The 26,892-nt window shown below is 33.9% G+C and carries 26 protein-coding genes and 1 tRNA gene; 15 read left to right on the top strand and 12 right to left on the bottom strand.

The window, feature by feature from the left end; genetic code table 11:
• Positions 1-42 precede the first annotated feature (42 nt).
• Positions 43-116, top strand: a tRNA-Asp gene (locus C7D53_RS12165).
• 250 nt (positions 117-366) lie between these two features.
• Positions 367-1,605 carry a site-specific integrase gene (locus tag C7D53_RS12160; RefSeq protein ID WP_071447307.1) on the top strand — a complete coding sequence of 413 codons (1,239 nt, stop codon included), beginning with the start codon at positions 367-369 and terminating at the stop codon, positions 1,603-1,605.
• A 250-nt stretch (positions 1,606-1,855) separates the two neighbouring features.
• Here C7D53_RS12160 and C7D53_RS12155 read toward each other — a convergent pair whose 3' ends face one another.
• The 10 genes from C7D53_RS12155 to C7D53_RS12105 form a co-directional block, all read right to left on the bottom strand.
• Positions 1,856-2,104, bottom strand: coding sequence for a hypothetical protein (locus tag C7D53_RS12155; protein WP_139174032.1), 249 nt, complete (start codon positions 2,102-2,104; stop codon positions 1,856-1,858).
• 392 nt (positions 2,105-2,496) lie between these two features.
• Positions 2,497-2,949, bottom strand: coding sequence for a hemerythrin domain-containing protein (locus C7D53_RS12150; protein WP_071447302.1), 453 nt, complete (start codon positions 2,947-2,949; stop codon positions 2,497-2,499).
• Positions 2,950-3,028: 79 nt separating this feature from the next.
• Complete coding sequence (locus C7D53_RS12145; RefSeq protein ID WP_071447301.1) at positions 3,029-5,272, bottom strand: nitric-oxide reductase large subunit; 2,244 nt, start codon at positions 5,270-5,272, stop codon at positions 3,029-3,031.
• 12 nt (positions 5,273-5,284) lie between these two features.
• Positions 5,285-6,010, bottom strand: coding sequence for an iron-sulfur cluster repair di-iron protein (ric, locus tag C7D53_RS12140; RefSeq protein ID WP_071447300.1), 726 nt, complete (start codon positions 6,008-6,010; stop codon positions 5,285-5,287).
• Between the two features lie 43 nt (positions 6,011-6,053).
• Complete coding sequence (locus C7D53_RS12135) at positions 6,054-6,476, bottom strand: c-type cytochrome (protein WP_106916685.1); 423 nt, start codon at positions 6,474-6,476, stop codon at positions 6,054-6,056.
• A 16-nt stretch (positions 6,477-6,492) separates the two neighbouring features.
• Positions 6,493-7,269: a class I SAM-dependent methyltransferase gene (locus C7D53_RS12130; RefSeq protein ID WP_069214534.1), complete on the bottom strand. Its 777-nt coding sequence runs from the start codon at positions 7,267-7,269 to the stop codon at positions 6,493-6,495.
• Positions 7,250-7,711 (bottom strand): hypothetical protein, encoded by a 462-nt coding sequence (locus C7D53_RS12125; RefSeq protein WP_106916684.1) that lies wholly within the window; start codon positions 7,709-7,711, stop codon positions 7,250-7,252. Before C7D53_RS12125 ends, C7D53_RS12130 begins: the two co-directional genes overlap by 20 nt.
• A 55-nt stretch (positions 7,712-7,766) precedes the next feature.
• Positions 7,767-8,198 carry an RrF2 family transcriptional regulator gene (locus tag C7D53_RS12120; RefSeq protein ID WP_069214536.1) on the bottom strand — a complete coding sequence of 144 codons (432 nt, stop codon included), beginning with the start codon at positions 8,196-8,198 and terminating at the stop codon, positions 7,767-7,769.
• Positions 8,199-8,725: 527 nt separating this feature from the next.
• Positions 8,726-9,175, bottom strand: coding sequence for a group III truncated hemoglobin (locus tag C7D53_RS12110; RefSeq protein ID WP_317047257.1), 450 nt, complete (start codon positions 9,173-9,175; stop codon positions 8,726-8,728).
• 561 nt (positions 9,176-9,736) lie between these two features.
• Positions 9,737-10,528, bottom strand: a complete 792-nt coding sequence (locus C7D53_RS12105) for a helix-turn-helix domain-containing protein (RefSeq protein ID WP_071447297.1) — start codon at positions 10,526-10,528, stop codon at positions 9,737-9,739.
• A 133-nt stretch (positions 10,529-10,661) separates the two neighbouring features.
• Between C7D53_RS12105 and C7D53_RS12100 the strand changes: the two genes are divergently transcribed.
• From C7D53_RS12100 to C7D53_RS12075, 7 genes are all read left to right on the top strand, one after another.
• Positions 10,662-11,984, top strand: coding sequence for a TolC family protein (locus tag C7D53_RS12100; protein WP_071447296.1), 1,323 nt, complete (start codon positions 10,662-10,664; stop codon positions 11,982-11,984).
• A 3-nt stretch (positions 11,985-11,987) separates the two neighbouring features.
• Complete coding sequence (locus C7D53_RS12095; protein WP_071447295.1) at positions 11,988-13,046, top strand: HlyD family secretion protein; 1,059 nt, start codon at positions 11,988-11,990, stop codon at positions 13,044-13,046.
• On the top strand, positions 13,047-14,636 hold the full coding sequence (locus tag C7D53_RS12090) for an efflux MFS transporter permease (RefSeq protein WP_106916683.1): 1,590 nt from the start codon (positions 13,047-13,049) through the stop codon (positions 14,634-14,636). It begins immediately after the preceding gene.
• A gap of 23 nt (positions 14,637-14,659) precedes the next feature.
• Positions 14,660-15,073 carry a hypothetical protein gene (locus C7D53_RS12085; RefSeq protein ID WP_034870146.1) on the top strand — a complete coding sequence of 138 codons (414 nt, stop codon included), beginning with the start codon at positions 14,660-14,662 and terminating at the stop codon, positions 15,071-15,073.
• Positions 15,074-15,086: 13 nt separating this feature from the next.
• Complete coding sequence (locus C7D53_RS12080) at positions 15,087-15,431, top strand: hypothetical protein (protein WP_106916682.1); 345 nt, start codon at positions 15,087-15,089, stop codon at positions 15,429-15,431.
• 158 nt (positions 15,432-15,589) lie between these two features.
• Complete coding sequence (locus C7D53_RS21255) at positions 15,590-15,661, top strand: helix-turn-helix domain-containing protein (RefSeq protein WP_394337082.1); 72 nt, start codon at positions 15,590-15,592, stop codon at positions 15,659-15,661.
• Positions 15,662-16,051: 390 nt separating this feature from the next.
• A complete protein-coding gene (locus C7D53_RS12075; RefSeq protein WP_106916681.1) occupies positions 16,052-17,056 on the top strand; it encodes an IS481 family transposase in 1,005 nt (334 codons plus the stop codon).
• Positions 17,057-17,791: 735 nt separating this feature from the next.
• Here C7D53_RS12075 and ccoG read toward each other — a convergent pair.
• Positions 17,792-19,249: a cytochrome c oxidase accessory protein CcoG gene (gene ccoG, locus C7D53_RS12070; protein WP_106916680.1), complete on the bottom strand. Its 1,458-nt coding sequence runs from the start codon at positions 19,247-19,249 to the stop codon at positions 17,792-17,794.
• 216 nt (positions 19,250-19,465) lie between these two features.
• On the bottom strand, positions 19,466-21,727 hold the full coding sequence (gene ccoN, locus C7D53_RS12060) for a cytochrome-c oxidase, cbb3-type subunit I (protein WP_071447163.1): 2,262 nt from the start codon (positions 21,725-21,727) through the stop codon (positions 19,466-19,468).
• Between the two features lie 98 nt (positions 21,728-21,825).
• Between ccoN and C7D53_RS12055 the strand changes: the two genes are divergently transcribed.
• The 6 genes from C7D53_RS12055 (at position 21,826) to C7D53_RS12030 (ending at position 26,867) form a co-directional block, all read left to right on the top strand.
• The gene (locus tag C7D53_RS12055) at positions 21,826-22,710 is read left to right on the top strand and encodes an AraC family transcriptional regulator (protein ID WP_071447165.1); all 885 of its coding nucleotides are present in this window, start codon (positions 21,826-21,828) and stop codon (positions 22,708-22,710) included.
• Between the two features lie 47 nt (positions 22,711-22,757).
• Complete coding sequence (locus C7D53_RS12050; RefSeq protein ID WP_071447167.1) at positions 22,758-23,357, top strand: Crp/Fnr family transcriptional regulator; 600 nt, start codon at positions 22,758-22,760, stop codon at positions 23,355-23,357.
• Between the two features lie 92 nt (positions 23,358-23,449).
• A complete protein-coding gene (locus tag C7D53_RS12045; protein WP_071447169.1) occupies positions 23,450-25,183 on the top strand; it encodes a cbb3-type cytochrome c oxidase subunit I in 1,734 nt (577 codons plus the stop codon).
• The gene (locus C7D53_RS12040; protein WP_050022328.1) at positions 25,183-26,178 is read left to right on the top strand and encodes a cbb3-type cytochrome c oxidase subunit II; all 996 of its coding nucleotides are present in this window, start codon (positions 25,183-25,185) and stop codon (positions 26,176-26,178) included. Before C7D53_RS12045 ends, C7D53_RS12040 begins: the two co-directional genes overlap by 1 nt.
• Positions 26,179-26,194: 16 nt before the next feature.
• A complete protein-coding gene (locus C7D53_RS12035) occupies positions 26,195-26,455 on the top strand; it encodes a hypothetical protein (RefSeq protein ID WP_050022327.1) in 261 nt (86 codons plus the stop codon).
• A 10-nt stretch (positions 26,456-26,465) separates the two neighbouring features.
• Positions 26,466-26,867, top strand: a complete 402-nt coding sequence (locus C7D53_RS12030; protein ID WP_071447172.1) for a cytochrome C — start codon at positions 26,466-26,468, stop codon at positions 26,865-26,867.
• The last annotated feature ends 25 nt before the right edge of the window (positions 26,868-26,892 follow it).

Here is a 26,892-nt window from a genome sequence, read left to right as displayed (position 1 = left end):
GTCCGGATCGCATAAGTTTTGTCAATTTACTTTAAAAAAATTGATCCGGTAGTTCAGCTGGTTAGAATGCCGCCCTGTCACGGCGGAGGTCGCGGGTTCGAGTCCCGTCCGGATCGCAACTATTTAATCAAAATAGTACAAAATGCTGTAAAATAGATGTTTTACAGCATTTTTTGTTTTGTGCCTGTTCCAAATGGAGCTAAAAAACCACAATCTGAAAGTGACCTATTCAGTGACCTGTTTAAAAGGTTGAAAAAAGGTCACTGCAAAGTAAGAAAAAAGCCTGTTCATGGGCTTGTTCAGAAATTGAACATCTTGTGGGATGTTTTTAATGATTTTAATTTGAAATTTTTAAAAACGGCACATATGAATAAGACATTCAACCTACTTTTTTATCTCAAAAAAGCTAAAATCAACACTCAGGGAGAAGCACCCATCTACATGAGAATTACTATTGACGGAAAAATTTCTGAAATCAGTACAAAACGGACTGTATTACCTTCTAAATGGAACTCCCCGGCTCAAAGTGTAAAAGGGTCTTCAGAAGAATGCAAATCACTAAATTTTTATCTTAAAACATTTGAGCAGAAAATTTATGATACCTATCATGAACTAATAAGAGAAAGTGAACCGGTAAGCTGTGAAATTATTAAGAATAGACTATTGGGCAGAGATCAAAAAAATCGAATGTTGATCCCAATATTTCAGGATCATAATGAGAGGATGGAGAAGTTAGTAGGGAAGGAGTATGCTAAGGGAACCTTAACCCGCTATAAAACCTGCTTAAGCCATACCAAAGAATTTTTGCGGTGGAAATATGATATTTCTGATATTGATATTAGAAAAATTAATTATGCCTTTCTCAATGATTTTGAATTTTTTTTACGAACTGAAAAACTTTGTGGTAATAATACAGCCGTAAAGTATGTTATGAACTTTGGGAAGATCATCAGAATTTGCTTGAATCATGATTGGTTGGAAAAAGATCCATTTATGAATTATGATTCAAAATTTGATGAAGTAACAAGAGTATTTCTTAATGAGCAGGAGTTAGAAAAACTTTTTACCAAAGATTTCAAAAATATGAGACTATCATTGGTCAGAGATATCTTTTTATTTAGCTGCTATACGGGGCTAGCATATATTGATACTCGAAAGTTAACTACCAACAACATCAATATTGGATTAGATGGAACCCGATGGATTTTTATCAAGCGACAAAAAACGAAAACAACCTCTAATATTCCATTGCTTGCCCAAGCAGAATATATCGTTGAAAAATATAAAAATCATCCGACCTGTGTAAATAGTGGAAGATTACTTCCTATTCTCAGCAATCAAAAAATGAATGCTTATCTGAAAGAAATTGCTGATTTGTGTGGTATCAATAAAGAATTAACCTATCATATAGCACGTCACACCTTTGCGACAACAATAACTTTGGCTAACGGAGTTCCAATGGAAAGTGTAAGTAAGATGTTAGGGCACAAAAACATGAAAACCACACAGCATTATGCAAAGATTTTGGATAAGAAAGTAAGTGAAGATATGTTGATTTTGAAGAGTGTTTTGGAGAAAAAGGGGATAATGAAGAAGATTGGATGATGGATTTATTTTCAGAAAATAAATTGTACTAATGACAGAATGCAGAAGGGACATATTACATGCGAAAATTATCAATCTTAAAATAATTACCTACTATCCCTTAGATCAAGAAATTATGGTCCATAATCCAAAAATCAAGTTGTACAATTAGTTTAGGATGTGTGTAAGTTAAATTTAATTTTTTTTGCTACGTAAAGATATAATTCGTTACATTATAATATATTGTCACCTTTTACGATTGTGATCTCAATCATAAATGAGTTTTCAACTTAATAGTAAATTTGTTTGTTCCTGATCGTAAGAAGATTCTTTTTTCTATCGCTTTAATGGCACGGATCACCATTTCTAAACGTAATACCGTGAGATCAGCCATTTGTTTGCGGATTAGACGAACCAGATATTCTGTTTGTTTATCTTTTACATAACGGGTATCTTTGAAGTAGTCCATTAAAACTTTAAGTCGGATGTTGGGATCTTTAGAGAAAATATGTCGTGACATTACCATTTTATAATGAAATCGCCGGGAAAGATTTTCGTTGATCTTTGCCGAATATTGTGGATGATCTTTCAACAGGGTAAAGAAATTTTTTGGAGGGAAGCTCAAAAATGCTGCAATTCGTTAATGCTATGACATTGGTGGGATAGGTTTCCTTAATGAAGAGTAATACTTCTCCGAAGGATTGCGGAGCTTCAAAGATATTCTGGATAAATTACGGTCATCTTCGCTGAAATTGTTCAGCTTTACCTTTCCCGATAAGATTTGAAAATAAGAACTGCTTTTCATCCCTTCCTCATAGATAAAATCTCCGCATTCATATTCTTTGATAATGCATCCATACTGCTTTAAAACTTTTCCGGAATTATAGTTTAAAGATACAATATTAATAGAAGTTATTTCCAGAACTCATCAGCATAAACATCTTTTTTCTCATGGTGAATATGATCCAGTTCTTTTCCGATCCTGTCCAGAACAGCATGGTTAAGTTTTTCCTCCAAATGGGGAAACCAGTTCCGTTCTTCAAAACGGATATGCTGTTCAAGAAGTTCCGCAAAATCAGAAAGTAGACGGGTATCTTCCGAGTGTTCGATTTGAGAAGTCAGTACCTTTATCTGAGCATGTTCTGACCTGATGCGTTCAGTATATTCATCCTCAAGATGAGCACAAAGGACCTGTTCTTCATCTCTGAAATGTTCTTCCAGATGATTCTGCCAGAAGTGAAGAATATACTTTATAATTCTGTCCTTTTCAACTTTCTTCTTCAGTCCTTGTCTGATTTTCCAGCTGCAAAGTAATCCGAAATGATGATCCCGTGAAAGAAGAATTATATTTTGGTTACGCTTCATGATTTTTTAATTAAAATAAAAAAAGAAAACTAAACCTCATAAGTTTCTGAAACCTATGAGGTTTAAAGTAAAGATTATATTATCGTTTTTCTTTCAATGACCAGCCGAATTTTAACCCGATGATAAAAACAACCAGCAGAAATTCTCCGGCAGCTAGTAAAATATCGCCGGGAACCCGCATCCATCTTAAGAAATGCATGATATCCGTCTGCATAAATTCTGCGGAACGGGCATACCAGTATCCTTCTTTAATAGAGGCTACCGATTGCATAATACCTATAGGAAGAAGGCTTATCGTCACCATAACCAATAATCCGATATTGGTCAGCCAGAAAGCCCAACCTATTAATTTGTCATTCCATTGGCGGTCCGGGTACAGACCTCTGAGAACAAACATCATCAATCCGATTCCTAAAATTCCATATACTCCGAACAGAGCAGCATGACCATGAACAGCCGTTGTGTTTAATCCCTGGATATAGTACAGGGCAATCGGAGGATTGATGGCAAATCCGAAGATTCCTGCTCCTAGGAAATTCCAGAAACACATGGCGATAAAACAATATATTGGCCATTTGTAGGCCTGAATCCATTTTGTAGATTTGCTGAGCTGATAATTCTGATAGGCTTCATAACCAATCAGGACAAGAGGTACAATTTCCAATGCACTGAAGGTAGCTCCCAAAGCAAGCACAGCAGTAGGCGTAGCGCTGAAATACAGGTGATGGAAAGTACCTAAAATACCTCCGCCAAGGAAAATAATAGTAGAAAATAATACGGCATTGGTAGCGGATTTCAGGTGTAATAATCCCAATCTTGTAAATAAGAATGCCGCCACTACGGTAGCAAAAACTTCAAAGAAACCTTCTACCCAAAGGTGTACAACCCACCATCTCCAATATTCGGCAATAGCCATATGAGTTTGCCTTCCATACATCAGACCGGCGCCATAGAACATGGCAATTGCTACAGAAGAAAGAGTAAACAAAAGGAGTAAGTGGCGGTCTCCGTCTTTACGTCTTAAAGCAGGAAGTAATGCTCTTACCATCAAAATCAGCCAGAGAATCAGCCCGATCAGCAATAAAATCTGCCAGATTCTCCCCAGTTCTACATACTCATATCCCTGATGTCCCCATAAAAAGTTATCTACCAACCCTAATTTTTGCATCACTCCCAGCCATTGCCCGGTTAAAGATCCCAGCACAACGATCAGTAACGCTCCGAACAATACATTGACACCTAATTTCTGATATTTGGGCTCATATCCCGAAACCGCTGGTGCTATATACAATCCTGTAGCCAGCCATGAGGTAGCAATCCAGAATATCGCCAGTTGGACGTGCCAGCTTCTGGAAACAGATTGAGGAAGAAACTGATCTAAAGGAATGCCGTAGAAACCACTTCCTTCGACTCCGTAATGGGCTGTAATGACTCCGGCAAGCATCTGAACCAGGATCAGTAAGGCAACCACCCAGATATATTTTAAAGTAGCTTTCATAGATGGTGTAGGCTTCATATTCCGCAGAGGATCTTCAAGAGGAAGCGCTTCGTTGATTTCTTCCTCTTTATTCCTTGCGTGATAAAATACCAGAAGCCCGACACAAGCCAACAGTAACAGTACACTGAATCCTGACCACAGGTGGAGCGATGGAGGCGGAATATTCCCTACAGCCTCATCATGAGGCCAGTTATTGGTATAGGTGACATCATCTCCGGGTCTTTCTGTAATGCAAACCCAGGTACTCCATGCAAAAAAGGTATTCATTCTGGCCATCCTTCCGCTATCTTTGATGGTATTTTTGGGAATGGCATACTGATCACGCAGTTCCGACATGGAAGGATCATTCATGAATAATCTGGAGTAGTATTGAGAAAGCTGCTTTTGTACTTTTGCTCTTTCAGGAGAAAAGACGATCTCATTTTTATTTTCATTGAAAGTATTGGTACGGAGCTCCTTTTTCAGCAGTACCTGATACTTTGCCTGTTCATCATCAGGAAGTTCTTTGTATGTCTTACCTTCCTTTTTGGCCAGTTCGTCAAGCAGAAGAACCGCTTCCCGATGAAGATAATCGGCAGTCCAGTCAGGGGCAATATAAGCGCCATGTCCCCAGATGCTTCCCACGGTCTGTCCTCCAATAGACTGCCATACATTCTGACCATCTTTAATGTCCTGTCCCGTGGCAATCACTGTCCCGTCTGTACTTACTATTTGATCCGGAATCGGAGGAACTTTTCTATAGATTTCGGTTCCGTAAAATATAAGAACTGCAAATGAGGCAATCATCACAATAGCAAGTCCTATCCAAAGTTTTTTAGGTGTCATTCGGAGCAGTTTTTAAGATTCAACAGTGAATTCTTTTTCCAGCTGAATGGCCTTTGGGAAAAGAATATTGTTTTCCAGATGAATATGCTTGTGCAGATCATTTTCAAAATCCTGGAGCATGGCAAAGGCTACTTTGTATGTGTTGCAGGCATCGGCAGGGGGAAGATATTCATCTGTGATCTCCGCTATTTTTCTGAAGCGTTCTCCTTCCACAGTATGCTCATGCTGCATCATATTCACCGGGTTTTCTACGGTGCCGAACGCTGGTTGTGGCAGATGGCTGCCTGATATTTTAGCTTTAATCATATTTCTTACAAAAGGAAACAGAATAAGCTCTTCTTTTTTCATATGAGCGGCCAGGTCGTGGGCTGATTCATTAAATAAGGTGTTGATCTCGAATAATTCAGGATGCCTGCCTCCGTGAACTTTACATAGTTTATCCAGGAAAGCCTGCAAAACAGGAGTTTTCTCTTCTACATAACGATGGTGCGTTTTCTCAATATAATCTGCCAGAAGGTCCAGTGGCCAGCTGTTGAAATCGATGGAAGAGCCTTCGTTTTTTGGGATTGCTTCCAGTTCTGCATAAATTTTTTCAGGATCGAGTTTCTTGTTGCTGCAGGCCTCTTCTATCGTTCTTCCGCCTTTGCAGCAGAAATCGATTCCGTGTCTTTTAAAGATAGCAGCGGTTCTGAAGTCTTCTGCTACCATATTTCCTATTAAATCTGTTCTTGTATCCATAATATAATACTTTTTTGTCTTTTATTATTTTAAATTTTTTTGATTACTTTTTGAGCGAAAGAATGTACTTTACCATCTGTTGAGCGTCGTCTTTGCTTAATCTTTCATGAGGCGTCATCGGAATATCGCCCCAGTTGCCTTTTCCTCCGTCAATGATTTTCTGAGCCAGCTGATCAATATCTTTTTCGGTGTATTTTGCAGCTACATCCTGGTAAGAAGGTCCGATTAATTTGGCATCTATTTTATGACAGGCAAGGCAATCCGCTCTTTCAATCAATGTAAGGCTGGGATTACCGGAAGTGTTTGGGGCAACAGCCGGTTCGGGGGCACTGACAGGTTGAGACGGCGCCTGTTCTGTGGAAGGTTCAGGTACTGGTATAGGAGTTGTTCCGCTTTTGTCAGAACATGATAAGTTTATTGCTAATACACTCAAAATCATTGCTGTATTTATAAGTTGTGCTTTCATAATAATTGATAATGATTTATACTTTTTGTGCAAGAATGGACACCGCACAAAGGTTGTTCTCAAATTTTTTGAATGTTTTTCTCATTTGCATTATCCTGCAACGGATTTTAGGTTGCGTGACCACATTTCCTGCGATTTTCAGGAATCCGGAAAAGCCTTCATCGCTGATTATTCTTTTAATTTCCAACAGGTGCATCGGTGCTGTTTCTGTTTTTAAAACTTTAAATCCCTCTTTTTCCAGTAAATGAGTCCATTCCGGAATGGTGAGTGGGCGGGTATTTACCTTCAGGGTTAAAGCGAGCTCTTTCTGAATCTGGAATTTTACATTTTCATCCAGACTGTCAGGAGCGAGGGCCAGCTCATGGATGGCATAAAAGCCCTGAGGTCTCAGGATTCTTGAAGCTTCCTGAATAATCTCAGATTTTCTGTGATCGGCATGCATGCTCAGCATAGCTTCACCATATACTTTATCGGTGGATTGATCAGCTAGTGAACTCTGCGCCGCATTTCCCAGTTGAAATTGTGCAGAAGTATATTTGAAATTCTTTTTCAACAGGTTTACAGCCTCCTGTTCGGCATCAATGCCTATATAAGATGCCGGATTTTTTTCCAGAGTGAGTTTTGCGGTAAAACCAAGACCCGGAGCAAATTCGACTACACGATCATCGGGGGTAATATTCAGCATAGCCAGCATCTCTCGGGTAAGCGCTAAACCTCCCGGACGAAGGACTTTTTTACCGATCTTGGCCAGCAGCCAGTGGGCGGACATTTTTTCAATAGGATCTGTTTTCATTGGGTTGGGTTTTAAATTGTAATACAACAGCCAGGATCAGAATGATGGCTTTTGCTGTTTCGGCATAAATAAAATAATCATGCAGCGGAGTAGGAGCCAGTGGCTTACCGGACGAAATGAGATCTGCCCGTTCATCTAAAACCGGAAGCATCCAAAACTGTTCTAAGACCAGGATAGAAAGTAAAACAATGATGATTGTAAAATCCAATTTTGTATAGTGGCTCTGGCTGATTGTCATGAATATCAGAATCAGGATCAGAAATAGGCCCTGTATTTTTGTAGAGATTCCGAACATCAGTTTTCCCAGCCCCAAAGCTGTTGAAAGGGTTATTCCCTCTACCTGAAACTTCAGGGGAGCTTCTACAAAGCTTACTGTTATAAACATTCCTGCCATAAGACAGAATAGCATGAGTACAACAGGACTTTTAAGACAGAGTTTCATTTTTTTGATTATTTAATACATTAAGACCTTTTTATTTTTTATTAGTTTAAATTTTTTATGCTTTAAGGTAGGTCAATTTTAAATCCAGGTTATCTACAAACATTTGTACTTTGGATGTTTCAAGCATAATGCGAAGATCCTGTCTGATACTTTTAAACTGGTCATGGAGAGGGCAGGGATGAATTTCAGAGCATTGATCGAGCCCGAGTCCGCATCCGAAAAACAGTTTATCACCGTCAATTACCCTTACAATATCAGCAATACTGGTGTCCAGGTTTTTCTGATCCATATAGAACCCTCCATTCGGTCCCTTTGCGGATTGTACAAATCCTTTTCTGCTCAGGTCCTGAAGGATTTTCGCGATAAAATGCTCAGGAGAATTAATGCTCTTTGAAATGTCCTTGATTCCGACTCTGCTGTCATTTTTAGACTGCTGGGCAATATAAATTAAAGCTCTTAAAGCATATTCGCAGGTTTTGGAAAACATTGTAACTGATTTTATAGGGCAAATATATAAACTTATTTTTAATAAAAGATAAAAAACTCTTTTATTTTAATGAAGCTTGATAAAGATCATGAAAAGATTTGACACGCATCTTTATGGGAAGGTTGCAAAAGGAGTACGGAACGCTTTACTGCTTTTCTTGAGATCTGATGGCCTGGATTGTGTAAACTCATGAAAGGTATCACTTCTCCCTTATATGATACTGTTCCGAATACATCTCTCAGAATTAACTCATCTCCCGATATTGAATATGTTTTTCAATTCGGGATTATGCTGAAACATACGGTTGTAGAAATGTGTTGTCAATAAAATACCATGTTCTTTTAATACAGGTACAGTGCCTTTTACCAGTTTTTTTTGCTCGTTTGTCATATATGAAATTGATTATTAAAAGACTTTAGTGTCTTTTATTTGATTAAAAAAATATTTGTTTAATGTTAATGTTCCATTTAGCAACTCCTTATTGAATGCTCCAATGTTAGTAAGAATTTCCCACTATGCTCCATTTTTTATGTTAACGATTTAGAACCTTGATTTCTGAGATGCTCAATCTTTATAAGGAAGAGTGATGCCATTTTTTCAGCTCTCCACTTAGCTTCTTCTGCAGTCTCTCCTTCAAAATACGTATCTATGGTTTTCGACCATAAATATAACCAACGTTCAAAGTGAATGGTATCAAGCTGCATTTGAGCATGAGGTGAAAATGGACTTCCACTGTAAGTATGCTTTCCCAATAAAACAGTTTGCCAAAAGGTGTACATTTTTTCCAAATGTACTGGCCAGTTCTGGATAGCTCCATGAAAAATACCACCAATTAATGTATCTTTTTGTACTTCTCCGTAGAATGAATCTATCAGAATTTTTATATCATGGAGATCGTAGATATCATTTTTCATAATGAAAAAAATAAAATATTTAAGTTTGAATTTTACAAATTCAAAGGTATGAAAAAAAAGCAATAAAAGATAATTTTGTCTTTTATTGCTTTTTTTTCGTTAGTATACTTTATTTTCAAAAAGAAGATGAAATTTTAAATAGAATTAATATTAATAATTTAAACTGTTCAACATATTAAAAAAATAAAGCAAAGGAATTGAGTTTTATATTTCAACTTTGAGCTGAAATTTAAGTTGAAAGAATTGAATAAAGGATTTCTTAGATTTAGAACAAGGAAGCTTATCATATGCCTTACATTATAGTGATACGTGTTAACAAAATTTTATTTTAATAAAATATGAAACCGTTTGAAACACTAACTTAAATTGAAATAATCAATACAATTTTGCAAAGATAAAAGTTGCTCTATGAAATTATCATAAAGTGATTCATCTTTATTTGTATAAAATATGAAAGACAGTATTTAACAGATGACCAGTGCCTAGCGAAAAGATGTTTGATTTATTATGATAACAATTTATATCATTTAATTAGTTTCATTTTGCGAAATTTTTGAGAATAATTATTTTCAAAGAATTAACCTTTATGATGTTTATATTTTTGGTTACCATAAGGAACAATATTTAATTATTTAATTTCCTTAAATCCGAAGGTCTAGATCGGGTAAACTCATGGAAAGTATCGCTGAATGAACTAATAGAGCTATAGCCCACGTTATATGCAATTTCATTAATGGATCTATTTGTATTAAGAAGAAGTTCAATAGCTTTGATAATTCTTAATGTTTTCAGGTATTGGAGGAAAGAAATATCCAGATCTGTTTTAAAAAGACGCGATAGAGAGCGTTCGCTCAATCCGAATTTTTTACTTACATTGGCAAGACTATGCTTTTCTTCTATTGTACATTCAAGATATGAAACAATATTCATAGTTTTCTTGTTCTGGGTGGTTGGAAGAATGATAGGCAATGGGTGTTGATGGGTCTTAGGTAGAATTTTTTTTAATGCTACTAAAAATTCAAAATTTTCATCAGTAGATATTACATGTTTTTCATCCCATATTTCAGTATATTTGATCATTTGTATTAAAAGTTCTGTGGCAGGATAGATACCAAGGCGGCTGAAGAAAGGATTTGATAAATCGTCGTGAGCAAAAAAATACAATGATCGTAATACAGTGGCAGAATGACCAATTTGTAAAATATGTTCTAAACCTTGTGGAATCCAAAAGAAATGTCTTGCGGGAACAACATATGTTCGATTGCTTATAGTAATATAGGCTATACCTCCTTCTACATAACTCAGCTGTCCTTTAGTGTGTTTATGAACTGGAATCAATTTTTCAGATTTTTCATGCATTACAAATACACTTTTATCATTCTTATCTATATCTGGTAATGAATTAATTAATCCCATAATCTATCAATGATGTATTTATTGTATACAAAGATAATGATTTGGCTGGAATCATGAAAAGAATGACTATTATAGATAATTTTTTTTTATGTAAAGGATGTAGATTTGCAATACAATAATTCTAAATTTTTTAATGAAAAATTATCTCACCGGATTGCTAATGTTTGGAATAACTTTTTCGACATGGGCCCAGAACCCTGTTTGGAATACAGACACATTAAAACTCTCACTGAAAGATGCTTGGAACAGAGCAGAAGAACACAGTCGCCATATCAAAATAAAACATTTGGAGGTAGGTATTTCCGCCGAGGAAGTAAAAGATCTTAAAGCTGAGCGACTTCCCGAAGTGCAGATAAAAGGAAGCGCAGAAAAAGCAAGTAATATACCGATTTATGAAAATGGTTTATTTTCTAAACCTAGCCAACATGAAGTAATACATACACTCTACAGAGCAGGTGCTGATTTTTACCTTAATCTATATAATGGAAATAAACTTAATTTACAAATTAAGGAAGAAAAAACACTTCACAAGATTTCTGAAATTGAGAAAGAGCAGGCAGTTTCTGATATTCACTATAAGACGGCTAATTTGTATTTAGATTTACAAAAAATATTAATTTTCAGAAAACTTATAAAAGAAGATATTGAAGACCAAAAAAAACAGCTGGAAGAAATACGCAGCTTATTAAAAAATGGTGTTGTGTTAAAGAGTGACGTTTTGAGAATAGAACTTGAGCTTTCCAGACGTGAAATGGCATTAATTACTATAGAAAATGATATTCTTATTGCAACTCAAAAACTGAATATTATTATGGGAATTCCTGATGATCAAATTGTGGTTCCAGAAGAGCCAATTGAGGTTTGGAACAATGCTATCCCTTATGAAGAATATTTAAGAATTGCTTTAGAACATTCGTTTGATTATCATATTTCAGAGCATAAAACTGAACTCAGTAAGATAAAAATAGATCAAATTAAAGCTAATATGAGACCCAAGATCGGAATGTACGGAGAATTTTATTATGCAAATCCACAAATTTTCTTATTTCCTTATAATCCATATTGGTATTCTTTAGGAGTGGTAGGTTTAAAAGCGTCTTTCAATTTATCTTCTTTTTATCATAATACCCATAAAGTAAGAGCTGCAAAGATAGAGTTTGAAAAAGAAGAAGAAAGCCATAAAAATACCGAAGATCAAGTAAGACAGCAAGTAAAGGAAGCCTTCCTTAGATATCAAGAAGCCTTGGAACAGATAAAAGTAGCCGAGGCTAATCAAGCTCATGCAAGAGAAAATGCAAGAATTATTAAAAACACTTACTTTAATCAGACTTCTTTAATTACAGATTTGTTAGATGCAGATGTACAACTTCTGCAGACAAAATTTGAGCTTGAAGCTGCAAAAATAATGGCGCAAAACAAATATTACTTACTACAAAACATTATAGGTATTTTATAAATCATGAAAAAAAAGTATACGGTAACTGACAGGTTTGTTACTAAAATTACAGGTTGGATTGCAAGTTTAATTCTCTTAGGGCTTATAGTCTGGGGTGCGAAAACTTTAATTAATTATTATCGATATGAGCAGACAAATGATGCGCAAATACAAGAATATGTTAATCCTGTTATTTCCAGAGCTGGAGGTTTTATTGTTGATGTTAAGTTTGAAGAAAACCAAAATGTAAAAAAAGGAGATACAATTTTGGTAATTGATAATAGAGAATATGTTCTTCAACAAGAACAAACACAAGCATCTCTTGCAAAAGCTGAGGCTCAAATTGTTGTTCTAGAGAGTACCATTAATACATTGGAGAATGAAGCTTCTTCTTCTAGGGCACAAATTGCGGCAACCAAAGCAAAAGTATGGAAACAAGGATTGGACTATGATAGATATATGAAATTATATAACGAAGAATCGGCTACTAAACAACAATTAGAAAAGGTTCAGGCACAACTTGATGTAGATAAAAGTGAATATAAATCATCTCAAGAAAACTACGCTGCGTCACTCTCAAAAATCGGAGATATCCGCGCAGAAAAAAAAGTTGTAAAAGCGGAGATTCAACGGCTAAAATCATTACTAAACAGACATAAATTAGATGTTACTTATACTTATATTACGGCTTCTTATAATGGAAGAATGGGAAGGCGTACAGTTGAAGTAGGTCAAATGATTGATGCAGGCGAAACTCTTGCCTTTATTGTGAATGACGATACAGATAAATGGGTTGTTGCAAACTATAAAGAAACTCAAATTAAGGATATGAAAATAGGTGATGAAGTAAAGATTATCGCAGATGCATATCCCAACAAAGAATTTAAAGGGACTATTATTTCTCTTTCTCCAGCTACGGGTTCGAGCTTCTCGTTACTCCCACCTGATAACTCTACAGGTAATTATGTTAAAATTGTTCAACGTATTCCAATAAGAATACGAGTAGATGGTTCCCGGAAAGAGATAAATGTTTTAAAGGTAGGTATGAATGTTAACGTATTTGCGGCTAAAAAACATAGTTAAATGAATACAGCAATCCCAATATTTAAACCTTGGATTCCTGACTGGATGGTGAAAATAGTACTTTTCATTATGACTCTACCTGGAATTGTAATTTTTTTTCTTCCCCTAGCTAACATTAATGCAGCAGCAGGGTATTATGGAAGTGAACCTGCAGACATGCAGTTTGCAGTGGCGCTTTTTTACGCTGGATATGTTGGATTTTATTCTCTGGAAAGAAGATTTTTTACTTACCTAGCTGCAAAAGAATATTTTATAATTTTTACTACTCTGCAAATGCTTGCCTGTTTGGTGTGTTATATTACAAAAGATGTTTATATATTATTTCCTTTAAGATTTATACAAGGAATGTTATTTGCATGCAATGTAAATATCTCTTTATCATTAATGTTCACAAGGTTGAAAAGTGAACGTGCGAGAGAGATTGGTTTTTCAGTATTTTTTGGTACATTACTCTGTGCTTTACCTTTCAATAATCTGATTACATCAGAACTAATAGATTCCTACAACTTTAACATCGTCTATAAGTTTGCAATATTCTCTTTCTTTCCATGTTTGTTGTTTATAATAACAGGAATGAATTCTTTTAGATTACAAGTTAAATTTCCTTTATACAAATTGGATTGGCAAAGCTTTGTATTGTATAGTATTATTCTATCACTTATAGGATATATTAATGTATTTGGACAAGAGTATTATTGGTTTGATGATATTAGAATTTCCGGTAGTTTATTTACTATAATAATTTTGTTAATTATTTCTATATTTCGTCAGAAATCATTGAAGAGACCTTATATCAATTTACGTATTTTTTCTTATCGAAATTGTAAAGTAGGTTTAATCGTTCTTTTTGCTATGTATATTTGTCGTTTTGCATCAGGTATTACCAATAACTACTTTACTGGAGTATTGAAGTTTGATCCTTTTTATCTCTCTTATATTAATGTTTTTAATATTTTGGGAATAATAACTGGAGTTATTATTTCTGCTGCAATGATCCTGCAAAAAAAGAAAATCAGAAATATTTGGTTATCAGGATTTTGTTTGCTGTTTGTTTTCCATATAAATATGTATTATCTCTTTGACATAGAAGCTGATGAATTTAATTATTTTCTACCATTATTTCTTCAGGGAATGGGTGTGGGCTTTATCATGGTTCCCACTATTGTCTATATTATTTCCTCTGTGCCAGTTTCATTAGGTCCATCCGCCGCCGCCGCCGCATTAGCTATAAGGTATTTTGGTTATGCTACAAGTATTGCTATAATAAATTATTTCGAGCTTTTTAGGAAAAGTACGCATTATAATGCCTTTCAGGATCATTTAACAAGAATAGATCCTATGGTAAAAAACTTTTTAAATAAACAAAATACAAAGCTTAATGCTAAAGGTATGGTAGAGGGAATCTCTTCCAAAGGATCTGAGAAATTACTTATTAAACACCTTAATACACAAACTCAAATTCGCTTTGCTATGGATTATTACGAGATGATGGCAATTTTTTTATTAATCATCATGGTACTTATTGCAATATTTCCGTATATCAATAGAACTCGGGTATATCTTAGATCCCGAAGACTTTCACCGGCTTAAACTTTTTAATTAGTACTTATATTATGAAATTAAAACAGACATTAATCAGTCTTTCAATATTAATTGGTCTTGTTTCCTGTAATAATGATGATAATACTTTTCATCTAAAAACAGTAAAACTTCTTGAATATTCAAAGAAACAAAGCTTACCAGAACAAAAACTATATATAAAGGCTTTTTCTGAAGATTTACCTGTGTCGATTGCACAAACTGAAGAATATCCAAGTGTATTACCATTGCCAGCAACTTTAAAGATGTATCCTTCGCCAAGTATGAATCTATATGGTAAAAATTATCACTTAGAACTTTGGGGTGAGACTTCAGGATATATTGGAAGATGTGATATTGATATGGATGACTATAAAATTGTTTTCCCTATTGATATGGAGATTGAAACCGATAGTTTAAGTATTTCGATGCAGGGCAGTTGGGAGTAAGAATATATCAAATATGGAGGAAATAAGAATTTTGAGCGAAACAATATCAGAGCTTTTAGATAATGGATATCTTTTGCAAAATGAATTAACAGAGTCTTTTGCTTTAATAAATAATATTAAAGCAAAAGACTCTGAAATTCCTGCTTTGGGGTTTAAAGTTGATAAAATATATAAATGTTATGACGACAACTCTGAAGTAATTTATGTTTTTGCAATATCAAATGCAAATAACAATGTAAAAGGAATAGCTACCTCAATTGACATAGCTCAGAATACTATTGAATTCTCAGAATTGTTCAAGAAAATTAGAAATGGAATAAAAGAAATTTGTAATTTGTGTTTTTGGAATAAAAAATAAGAAAAATATTTTACTCGTTAATTGAATTAGTCAACACTTAATCTGACCGTTATAATCAAATTAAATAACTTTAAAACAGATTAATATTATGATTACTCAGCAAAAAATCATCAAAAACAAGTTAGGCGTACTTGAATTAACACAACATTTGAGGAAACATATCTAAAGTGTGTAAAGTATTGGGATATTCCCGAGATAGTTTCTATAGATTCAAAGAACTGTATAGGTAAGGTAGGGAACTTGTCTTGCAATAAAATTTCCAGAAGAAAACCTGTATAAAAGAATCGTGTGATGAGGCAATTGAGTAAGCTGTTATTGATATAGCAGTTGAGAATCCGATTATAAGTTTAGAGCAAGTAATGAGTTCAGAAAGAACAGTTTGATTGTCCTATTTTGTGGAGTTAGAAGTATCTGACTCAGACATGATCTCTATACATTTAAGTTTCATTTAAAAACTTTGGATGCCCAATCCGCAAAAGAAGGTATTGTTCTTATAGAAAGTCAACTTACTGCTTTAGAAAGAGCTAAAGAAGAAAAAAAGATATATGGTGTGTAAAGTATCAATAGATCCGCTACAAAAATGACTTAAATTTATGGTATAAAGTTTAAAACCTTTATCTATGAATAAACAGCAACATCAAGTCAAGGCTCGTAAAGATTGGCTTAAAACCTACTTAGAATCGGGATCTGTAACAAAAACAGCTTTACGCTGTGGAATTGCAAGATCAACACTTCATCGTTGGATAAAAAGGTATAAAGAAGAAGGAGAACAAGGACTGTCAGATAAGTCAAGACGTCCTAAAACTCTTACCAATACTAAGGTTACAAAAGAAATTGAATCTATTATCCTTGATTTAAGAGAGAAGAAAAGATGGGGAGCTGCAAGAATCTCAATCCATCTGCTTCGAAAAGGAATCATACTTTCTGCAATGACTGTTTGGCGGGTACTCTATAAACACAAAGTTAATCCTGTAGTAAAAAGGCGTAAAAAATCTGATTACAAAAGATACAGCAAAGAAATTCCAGGTGATAGAGTCCAACTGGATGTTACGAAAATTAGGAATAAAGCCTATCAATTTACAGCTATTGATGACTGTACAAGAATGAAAGTTATTAGGATCTACCCTAATAAAAAAGCAGAAAGTACCATAAATTTTTTAGGTGAAATTTTGGATACATTCTATTTTCCTATACAGCATATTCAAACTGACTGGGGGACGGAATTTTTTAATTATTCCTTTCAATACGAATTGCATGAGCATTTTATCAAATACAGACCCATCAAGCCCAGATCCCCTCATTTAAATGGTAAAGTAGAAAGAACCCAACAGACTGACAAATCCGAATTCTGGTCACTAGTGGATTTATCTGATTCAGATCTTGATTTAAATGCTTTAGCTATCGAATGGCAGGAGTTCTACAATAAGAAAAGACCACACTCTTCTTTAAATGGAAAAACGCCTTGGGAAAAATTACAATCGTTGGAACATCTCATCCCTATTCAGCCTGATGTTACTACAAAATTTTGGGACTCAAATGAAGTAATATTGCCTAGAAATTATACTTATTTAAGTTATATAAAACAAAAAAATATTAATTTAGTTTCAAAGCCCAAGAGGAAGTAGGCTCTGCTGGGGAGCAACCTACCAGCAATAGGCTTTTAGATATACGGAAAGGGAGACCCAAAAGGTCTCCTCTTTTTATTTCCGGTATCTTTATGGCTAAGAAAACCCTCTCTTAATTTGTAGCGAATCTATTGTTATAGCACATATGGTGGGATAGTACTACGCGTCAATTTACAATTTAATTTTATTTACGATCGATTTTTAATTACTTTATTTAGAATTTAAAATAATATTGTATTCTACATACTGTGTAAATAACAATTTATGCTTGATATTTTGAGTCTTTAAAAACTTAAGATTTTTTTTAACTGACTTTTAATATTTTATATTTATTCTTTTTTAACTGACTACTTTGGTAATTTTTCAAGGTTTTATAAGATTACAGAAAAGATTTAAGATAATAAACAGACCCATAAGAAGACAAGTAGTTGTTTTTATGAATTATTTTATTGTGTATATGTTTTGTTTGTATAAATATGTGATTTTTCAAGCTGGAACTTTATTTCTTTTTCTCAAATTTATAATATTTAAACTTTTGATTTTTAACAAGATTTTATTTTTTCACTACTCTCTTTGTTTCGACCTTATAATTGCATCATCATGTGGAAAATATTAAATTAAATGAAAGTAATTTATAAAAAAAATAATCACCTATCCATTTTCATCTTTTAAAATTCATGTTTGGATAGGTGATAAATTAAACACTAAAGCTATAGTTTAAAACACTTTAATATTTTAAGGTATTTGTAATTTAAATGGCCCTTCAAAGTAAGTCTGATAAGAATCAATTAATTTCCCATTCAAATCATATACACCTATGGTAATATTCTGTTTAGATAGATTCATTTGTGATTCTGGAAAGCTAATGTTGATGGTTCCTTTCGATATTTTATCACGATCCACAATTATTTTACTAGAAGCACTATAATTAATTTCAGCGTGCGCCGGTTCGATAACCTTTATGGTAACAATTTTTTTATTATTTGTTTTATTGAGAAACGTGTAATTATATGTGTTGATAATTTTTCCTTCTTTTACAAAGAATGTACTACCCGCTGGCTTGATAAACTTCGCTTCCATTTCTCCTCGGCTTGATAGAAGAAAACCTAAAAAACCGATCAATAATATCAAAATTGCTGCAAAACCTTTCATTCGACCAGTAAACTTATAAGGAGCTCCTGTCTCAATCTCTTTTTCTGATGCGTATCTGATCAACCCTTTTGGTAGACCTACTTTTTCCATTATTTCATCACATGCATCTATACACGCTGTGCAATTTACGCATTCCAATTGCTGACCGTCTCTAATATCGATTCCTGTAGGGCAAACTGCTACACATTGATAACAATCGATACAGTCACCTTTTCCTGTAGCTCTTCTGTCTTCCCCATTCCTCCATTTGGAACGGTTTTCACCTCTTTTGAAATCGTAAAAAACATTAATAGTTTCCTTATCAATTAATACACCTTGTAATCTTCCATATGGACAAACCAATGTACAAACTTGTTCTCGAAACCATGCAAACACAAAATAAAAAGTGGCTGTAAAAAGAATCATAACAATAAAGTTGGTGATATGCGCAAACGGCCCTTCTGAGATGATTTTAAACACCTTTTCATAACCAACAATATACATAAACATAATGTGGGTGATGATGAGAGAAATGACAATATAAATAGACCATTTTAGAGCCCTTTTCCAAATTTTTTCAGTATTCCATTCTTGTCGATCAAGTCTCATTTGTTTATTGCGATCACCCTCAATCCAAAACTCTATTTTTCGAAAGACCGATTCCATAAAAATTGTCTGGGGGCATATCCAACCACAAAAAATTCTTCCAAAGGCAATAGTGAAAACAATAATGAAAATAAGAGAAGCAATAGCACCTAGAGTAAGAATAAAAAAATCCTGTGGATAGAAAGGCTGTCCCGCAATAAAATATTCTCCATTAATGACATTTAACAAAAAGAAAGGGTTTCCATTAATTTTAATAAATGGAATAGCAAAGTATATAATCAAGAGAATATAGCTTACTAGCTCTCTGTAATTGGTGTATTTACCCTTTGGTTTTTTTGGGAAAACCCATTTTCTCTTTCCTGATTGTTCCATTGTCCCTATAGAATCTCTATAAGTCTCAGGGTTTAAAACTTGTCCCTGTCCGCCGCGAGCGACTTCTTGATTTATTTCTAACATTTCAGTTTAGTATATATAAATTGTAATTTTATTGATCATCACGGAGAGGAGCATGCTCTGCTTCATGATAGAATTTTTTTGGTCTAGTAAAAATATAAAGTATGATAGTAACGAAAAATAATAAAAAAATAATCGTAGATAACGCTTGATAAAATCCTGCATAATCAGTATTTGATAATATGTCTTTAAAGTTTTGAGGAATCATTTCATGTATATTTAATTGTTATCAGCTGTTTTTATATCAGTTGTTTTTATGTCCGTACCTAATCTTTGAAGATAGGCTATAAGTGCAATAATTTCTTTCTTTTCTAATTCACCTTGTGGTCTTTTAGTATAGGCTTCTTTTAAGTCTGTAGCCTCTGAAAAAATGTCTTTTACTATTTTAGATGCTTGATTATCTGCCCATTTGTCAGCTGAATCAATTTCGGCTTTTCTGTAAGGTACATCAAATGTATTTTTCATGAATTTTAGTTTATCGATCATTTTAGAACGATCTAAATTATTTGCTATTAACCATGGATAACGAGGCATAATAGAGCCTGCCGATGTGGACCTAGGATTATACATATGTTTATAATGCCAAGAACTTGGGTTTTTACCACCTTCTCTATGTAAATCTGGTCCTGTCCTTTTTGAACCCCAAAGAAATGGTCTGTCATAAACAAATTCCCCTGCCTTAGAGTACTGGCCATTTTTGCCGTTAAATCTTACAATCTCATCTCGAAATGGTCTTACAATTTGGGAATGACAGGCATTACAACCTTCGCGGATGTATAAATCTCTGCCTTCTAATTCTAAAGGAGAATATGGTTTGACGGCTGAAATTGTCGGTACATTTTGTTTAAGCATCAAGGTTGGTATTATTTCCACAGCTCCTCCAATCGATACTGCTATAAATGATAATACTGTGAATAAGATAGGTAATCTTTCCAGCCAAAGGTGTATACCCTCTCCTTCTTTTCTTTTCTTACTGATATTTGCCAAAGTTGGTGCTACTGCCAGAACTTCTTTTTGGAATGATCCTTTTCTAACAGTAGCCACGAGATTGATAACCATTAAAATAGCACCTGAAAAGTAAAATAACCCACCTAAAAATCTCATTTTAAAATAGGGGATAATTGCCGTTACTGTATCTAACCAATTTTTCCACAATAATGTCCCGTCCGGGTTAAATTGTTTCCACATTAAGCCTTGTGTAAATCCTGAAATATACATTGGTACTGCGTAGAAAATAATTCCTAAAGTTCCTAACCAGAAATGCCAGTTCGCCAACTTAACAGACCATATTTTTGTTCTCCATAGAATTGGAATAAGATAGTAGATCATACCAAAAGCCATAAAACCATTCCAGCCTAATGCTCCGAGGTGAACATGACCTATCACCCAGTCGGTAAAGTGACCGATTTTGTTGATGTTTTTAGTTGCCAATAATGGCCCTTCAAAAGTTGCCATACCATAACAAGTAACTGCAACGACAAAAAATTTTAAAATAGGATTTTCTCGTACTTTATCCCAAGATCCCCTCAGTGTCAATAATCCATTAAGCATTCCTCCCCATGAGGGAGCAATTAGCATAATTGAGAAACCAGTACCTACAGCTTGTGCCCATGCTGGTATTGCTGTATATTGAAGATGGTGTGGTCCCGCCCAGATATATACAAAAATTAATGACCAGAAATGAATAATTGAGAGTTTATATGAAAAAACAGGTCTTTCGGCTGCTTTTGGTAAAAAATAATACATTAACCCCAAAATTGGAGTGGTTAAAATAAATGCAACTGCATTATGACCATACCACCATTGCACAATGGCATCTTTTACTCCAGCATAAGCAGAATATGATTTCCATCCTGTAAATGATAAAGGGACTTCAAGGTTATTGAATATATAAAGCATTGCTACTGCAATCCAAGTTCCCAAATAAAACCAAATTGCAACATATAGATGCCTAACCCTTCTTCTTGAAATGGTTCCAAACATATTAATTCCAAAAATGACCCATGAAAAAGTAAGAAGTATATCGATGGGCCATTCATGTTCAGCATATTCCTTTGATGTATTGATTCCCATGAAAAAAGTAATAAAGGTCACTACTACCATTAACTGCCATGTCCAAAAATGAATCCAACTTAATGTTTTGTTAAACATTTCGGTTTTTAAAAGTCGGGGTATAGAGTAATATACACCAATAAAAAAGCTGTTACAAACAAATGCAAAAATTACAGTATTTGTATGTAACATTCTTATTCGGCCAAATCCGAAGGCGCCATTAGTATCTATTAATGCTTGAATACCTCCATTTCTTAGGATATTAATAGATTCATCATCTGTTCCAAAAATAAATTCGGGTAGTTCAGGGTAAAACAAAAGCAGAGCTGCAGTCAGTCCAAAAACGAATCCTATTAAGGCAAAAACTATTGTTGCATATAGAAATGCGCGCACTATGGTATTATCATAGTAAAATTTCTGTGTTTCCATTACGTCAAAGTTAATATACCACTATTATTTATTTATGGTGTTAATCATCGAAAAAATAGTTATTTTTATGATGATTAAAATATTATAATTAATAAGGTATGAAGGAGGTTTATCCTACATTTGAAATTGAAGGCCTGTCGACGTGTAATTCGATTAATGAAGTATTTACCATTGATAGATTTTCAGAGTTTTTAGACCGAAATCCTGGAACAACAAAAGTTCACCGACATTCTTTTTATCATGTTACCTATTTTGTAAAAGGATATGGTGAAAATCTAATCGATTTCAAAACATATGAAGTAACTCCTGAAAAGATTTTTTTTATGCGGCCAGATCAGGTTCATAGTTGGAGATTGGATGAAAATACAGAAGGTTATGTAATTAACTTTTCAACCACCTTTTTTGATCAACTTAAGATTAATTCTTCGTTAATTGATCAGTTTCCATTTTTTAATCTATTTGAAAGTGATCAAATGGTAAGTATTTCCATACAAAATCAGCTTAAGTTGAAACTTTGTTTTGAAGATATTATTGAAGAAATGACCGATACTCAACCTTGGTCGCAAATTATGATTGCATCCTTAATACTCCAAATTTGTGCACTTGCAGGGAAGGATATTACCTCCAAAACTATCTTTATTAACACGAATTATAATTCTTTAATATTAAAGCAATTTATCGAGATTGTAGAAAGTAATTTTCATCAATATAAATTACCCAAAGATTATGCTACTTTTTTAAATATAACCCCTAACCAATTGAATTTCATTTGTAAGCAGCAAATTAATTTATCGGCGGGTGAAATTATTAGAAATAGAATTATTCTGGAAGCGAAAAGACTTTTGGTAAATTTTGATTTATCAATTACAAGTATTGCTGAAACATTAAATTATTCAGACCCGTCCTACTTTGTTAAATTTTTTAAGAAATATACATTATTTACTCCCGATGCTTTTCGAAAGCAGTATTATAATAAGTTTTAAAAGTGATTCAATAATATTATAAATTTAATAATTTACCATTAATAAAAATGATTTCTGAAAAACATATAAAAAAATATAGTTATAATATCGCACAGTATAATAGTGGGGATTTTATCTATGAGGAAAACTCGACTTGTAACAGTTATTTTCAAATTATATCAGGAATAGTTAAACTTAATAATTACAGTGAAGATGGAAAAGAATTCATTCAGAATATTATTAATGCACCACAAGGATTTGGCGAAGTCTTATTATTTATTAATGAAAAGTATCCAACTAATGCTGTAGCCTTAACAGACTGTAAGATTATACAGATTTCTTCTAAAGAATTTTTTAAGCTGTTGGCCGAACATCCTGAATATGCGATAGAAATTAACAAAAGTCTTTCACGCAGACTATATTATAAAATGATTATGTCGCAACATATATTTTCTAATGATCCTAGTATGAGACTTAAAACGTTAATGAATTATTTTAAGAATATCTATTGCATAGAGAATGATCTAGATTCGGAATATATTATTCCATTAACACGCCAACAAATGGCTAATCTAACCGGATTGCGGGTAGAAACTGTTATACGAGTAATTAAATTAATGGAAAAAAACAATTTACTTAGGATAAAAAAAGGATTAATTTACTATTAAATAAATTAAACAGTTGTGATTGAAATCATAATTAAAATATAAATATTCGGGATAATTTTAAGTAGATAAAAGTTATTTTTAAAACTTATACTATGGACGAACTTCTTAATGAGCCTGGTTTACAAATTACAATTGTTCTTTTTTTACTTCCTATCATTTTTGCACTTATTCTTATTTTAATAAGAGTAAATCGGATGATTTCTGATACGTTGAAAAAAAAAGAACTTAAAAGAATTTATGAATACGTCAATCATCTTCAACCTGGAGAGATTTCTACATTGGAAGAACGTAAAAAAGAACTCGAATTTCAACTTTCAGGGAATGAACTATCATCTAATAAAATAGTAAAAGACCCACGAGGCTTAGTAAATCAAGCAAATGAAATACATGATATTCGTTTTCTACAAACTAAAAGAGAAGAGGGACGAAATATTAAAATTCTTGATGATGAAAAAAAATTAATCCTTTGGTTTCTTGGCTGTAGTGTATTTTGGCTTTTTATGGGGACCACTGTGGGAGAATATCTTGGAGTTAAGTTTGTTGCTCCAGATGCAGACCACGTTAGCTGGCTCAGTTTTGGAAGACTTAGACCTGTACATACCAATATGGTTTTTTGGGGGTGGGCATCTATGGCAATGATAGGTTTCTCATATTATGTCATTCCAAGAGTGGGTAATACAAAGATTTTTAATCTTAAGATTGGATATGCTACTTTAGTATTAATGAATTCTGCTGTATTTCTTGGTAGTATTTTTTTAATGGCGGGGATTAATAATAGTGGTGGAGAATATAGAGAATATATTTGGCCCATTATGCTCCTTTTTGCCACAGGAATTATTATTAGTATTTATAATCATATCAATACTATTGCGTTCCGAAAAACAGAAGAAATTTATGTTTCCAATTGGTACATAGTTTCGGCGATGATGTTCGTGGTAGTTATATTATTGGTTGCTTATTTTCCATTTTGGCAAGATGGTTTAGGCGAAACTATTACACAGGGATATTTTATGCATCAAGGTGTAGGGATGTGGTTTATGTTTTTTAATTTGGGGTTGATGTATTATTTTCTTCCACAAGAACTAAATAGTCCAGTGTATTCTTATAGTTTAAGCATACTTGCGTTTTGGACACAAATTTTATTTTATACTCTTATTGGAACTCATCACTTTATTTTTAGCGCTATCCCTTGGTGGATGCAGACTATTGCTATTGTTGCGAGTGTGGGAATGGTGATTCCCGTAGCTGCAGGAAGCATTAATTTTATGATGACTATTAGAGGATCTTGGCATCGTTTGAAATTGAGTTATGTGTTACCTTTTTATGTAGTTTCTATTATTTTTTATTTTACAGGTTCACTACAAGGTACAGCAGAGGCGTTTAGAGCTACCAACTTGTTATGGCATTTTACGGATTTTACAGTAGCTCATTCGCATTTAACAATGTATGGGATTATTACATTCATGCTATGGTCTTTCACTTATACCTTAGTGCCGAGACTTACTTCTTATGAACCACCAAGTATTACCGTAGGATTACATTTTTGGTTAGCTTTAGTTGGGGTTTTAGTATATACCGTTTCATTAATGGTAGGTTCTACAGAAAAAGGAATGATGTGGATGGAGAAAAAACCATTTATTGAAGGAGTTGTACATATGATGCCTTTCTGGCTGTGGAGAGCAATCGGAGGAACAATGATGTGGTTGTCACATATCATCTTCGCCTATAATTTTTACAGAATGATAAAGCCCAAAAAAGAAATAAAACTTCCTCAGACACCAGACGAGATTTTAGAAATCATTCACAATAAACAAGTAAAAGCATAATGGATTTTTTTAGTGACCATAAGAAACTTTTTTCTTCAGCATTGGCATTTTTCCTTTTTCTGACCCTGTTTATATGCATATTTCCTGCATTGAACAACCAAAAAGTATATCAACCTTTACAGGGAAGTAAACCACTTACAGAAGAAGAAAGTCGGGGAAAATCAATTTATATTCGTGAAGGCTGTGTAGCATGTCATACCCAGCAGGTTCGTAATGTAGATATGGATCAGGTGTTTGGTAATCGTCCAAGCTTGGCTGTAGATTATGCCAGAAACAAGAGGCTCAATCTTTTCCAGAATACTGCTACTCTCATGGGAACGGAAAGAACAGGTCCTGATCTTACCAATATTGGAGCTCGACAATCTAGTAAAGACTGGCAATATTCTCACCTATTCAATCCTAGATCTGTAGTTCCCCAATCTATTATGCCTTCTTATAAATGGCTATTTTTAGTTAAAGACCAGCTTGATCCCGGAGATAAGGAAATCAGTCTTCCTGACGCATTCAGAAAAGGAATTAAAGGAAAAATTGTGCCGTCAAAAGATGCCAGTGATCTCGTTGCATATCTACTCAGCCTTAAACAGACTGAACTTCCGAAGAGTATTCCGGCAAGAGAATTTCTGTATAAAAAAGAAGAGAAAAAAGCAGAAGGAAATGCTGGAGGAGATAACCTTCCTGATGGAGAGGCTTTATTCATAGCCAATTGCGCTACCTGTCATCAAGCAACTGGAGAAGGAGTTCCAGGAGCATTCCCACCATTGAAAGGCGACAAAGTGGTATTAGGAGATAATCTGGAACTGTATGTTACTATTATTATGAAAGGATATAATGGTCTGGCTCCTCAATTTGGAGAAATGCCAGCGGTAGGAACCAATGCTAATTTCAAACCTGAAGATGTGGCTGCCCTCATTAATCATGAAAGAACAAGCTGGGGAAATAATGGCAAGAAAGTAACAGTTGAGGAAGTAAAAATAATCATGGATAAAATAAAATAAAATAAAATAAAATGAAATGAAAAAATTAAAGTTTATAATTCCTGTTTTTGTCTTTTGGACTGGATATGTTCAGGCTTGCGATGCGTGTAAGCTTCAGCAACCCAAAATAACACAGGATTTTACGCATGGTACTGGCCCGGAATCAAACTGGGATTGGGCTATTGTGGCAATTATTGCAATAATTACCCTTGGAACATTGTTTTATTCTTTCAAATTTTTAATCAAACCAAACGAGAATAACAAAAAGCATATCAAAAATAATATATTGGATTTTTAAATCTTAGAAAATGTCAAAACATAATGCCATAGTCTTTTTATATATTGATGGGGAATCGAATCCTATTGCAGAACTTCAGACTCCTATTGTTTTCAATCTCGACACTACAAAGTTGGCGGACGGAGAACATACTTTAAAAATTGTCAGCAAATTTGATAATAAAGAAGGTCTGAAAATCATACGTTTTAATGTGCGCAATGGACCGATTATTCATATGGAGGGGTTATCTGACAATGAAACTGTCAACGGGACATTGCCATTAATGCTCAATGCATATGATACAGGTAGGAATCAAAGTTTCATTATAAAAGGAAGTGAAAATCCACGAACGATTCCAGTTTGGGTTTGGGTTATTGCTTTAGTATTTATAGCTTGGGCAGCTTTTTATATTGTTACGAATTTTAGTCTTTAGATTATATATGTTCAATTTTATTAGC

Source organism: Chryseobacterium aurantiacum (assembly GCF_003020585.1).
In the GTDB taxonomy this organism is placed as follows: domain Bacteria; phylum Bacteroidota; class Bacteroidia; order Flavobacteriales; family Weeksellaceae; genus Chryseobacterium; species Chryseobacterium aurantiacum.
The sequence above is the reverse complement of the archived record's forward strand: the minus strand, read 5'-3'. Positions and strand labels throughout refer to the sequence as shown.

Excerpts from the sequence above, each read along its gene's own strand:
- C7D53_RS12160 (WP_071447307.1), top strand. The coding sequence starts at position 367 with ATGAATAAGACATTCAACCTACTTTTTTATCTCAAAAAAGCTAAAATC.
- C7D53_RS12155 (WP_139174032.1), bottom strand. The coding sequence starts at position 2,104 with ATGTCACGACATATTTTCTCTAAAGATCCCAACATCCGACTTAAAGTT.
- C7D53_RS12150 (WP_071447302.1), bottom strand. The coding sequence starts at position 2,949 with ATGAAGCGTAACCAAAATATAATTCTTCTTTCACGGGATCATCATTTC.
- C7D53_RS12145 (WP_071447301.1), bottom strand. The coding sequence starts at position 5,272 with ATGACACCTAAAAAACTTTGGATAGGACTTGCTATTGTGATGATTGCC.
- ric (WP_071447300.1), bottom strand. The coding sequence starts at position 6,010 with ATGGATACAAGAACAGATTTAATAGGAAATATGGTAGCAGAAGACTTC.
- C7D53_RS12135 (WP_106916685.1), bottom strand. The coding sequence starts at position 6,476 with ATGAAAGCACAACTTATAAATACAGCAATGATTTTGAGTGTATTAGCA.
- C7D53_RS12130 (WP_069214534.1), bottom strand. The coding sequence starts at position 7,269 with ATGAAAACAGATCCTATTGAAAAAATGTCCGCCCACTGGCTGCTGGCC.
- C7D53_RS12125 (WP_106916684.1), bottom strand. The coding sequence starts at position 7,711 with ATGAAACTCTGTCTTAAAAGTCCTGTTGTACTCATGCTATTCTGTCTT.
- C7D53_RS12120 (WP_069214536.1), bottom strand. The coding sequence starts at position 8,198 with ATGTTTTCCAAAACCTGCGAATATGCTTTAAGAGCTTTAATTTATATT.
- C7D53_RS12105 (WP_071447297.1), bottom strand. The coding sequence starts at position 10,528 with ATGGGATTAATTAATTCATTACCAGATATAGATAAGAATGATAAAAGT.
- C7D53_RS12100 (WP_071447296.1), top strand. The coding sequence starts at position 10,662 with ATGAAAAATTATCTCACCGGATTGCTAATGTTTGGAATAACTTTTTCG.
- C7D53_RS12095 (WP_071447295.1), top strand. The coding sequence starts at position 11,988 with ATGAAAAAAAAGTATACGGTAACTGACAGGTTTGTTACTAAAATTACA.
- C7D53_RS12090 (WP_106916683.1), top strand. The coding sequence starts at position 13,047 with ATGAATACAGCAATCCCAATATTTAAACCTTGGATTCCTGACTGGATG.
- C7D53_RS12085 (WP_034870146.1), top strand. The coding sequence starts at position 14,660 with ATGAAATTAAAACAGACATTAATCAGTCTTTCAATATTAATTGGTCTT.
- C7D53_RS12080 (WP_106916682.1), top strand. The coding sequence starts at position 15,087 with ATGGAGGAAATAAGAATTTTGAGCGAAACAATATCAGAGCTTTTAGAT.
- C7D53_RS12075 (WP_106916681.1), top strand. The coding sequence starts at position 16,052 with ATGAATAAACAGCAACATCAAGTCAAGGCTCGTAAAGATTGGCTTAAA.
- ccoG (WP_106916680.1), bottom strand. The coding sequence starts at position 19,249 with ATGTTAGAAATAAATCAAGAAGTCGCTCGCGGCGGACAGGGACAAGTT.
- ccoN (WP_071447163.1), bottom strand. The coding sequence starts at position 21,727 with ATGGAAACACAGAAATTTTACTATGATAATACCATAGTGCGCGCATTT.
- C7D53_RS12055 (WP_071447165.1), top strand. The coding sequence starts at position 21,826 with ATGAAGGAGGTTTATCCTACATTTGAAATTGAAGGCCTGTCGACGTGT.
- C7D53_RS12050 (WP_071447167.1), top strand. The coding sequence starts at position 22,758 with ATGATTTCTGAAAAACATATAAAAAAATATAGTTATAATATCGCACAG.
- C7D53_RS12045 (WP_071447169.1), top strand. The coding sequence starts at position 23,450 with ATGGACGAACTTCTTAATGAGCCTGGTTTACAAATTACAATTGTTCTT.
- C7D53_RS12040 (WP_050022328.1), top strand. The coding sequence starts at position 25,183 with ATGGATTTTTTTAGTGACCATAAGAAACTTTTTTCTTCAGCATTGGCA.
- C7D53_RS12035 (WP_050022327.1), top strand. The coding sequence starts at position 26,195 with ATGAAAAAATTAAAGTTTATAATTCCTGTTTTTGTCTTTTGGACTGGA.
- C7D53_RS12030 (WP_071447172.1), top strand. The coding sequence starts at position 26,466 with ATGTCAAAACATAATGCCATAGTCTTTTTATATATTGATGGGGAATCG.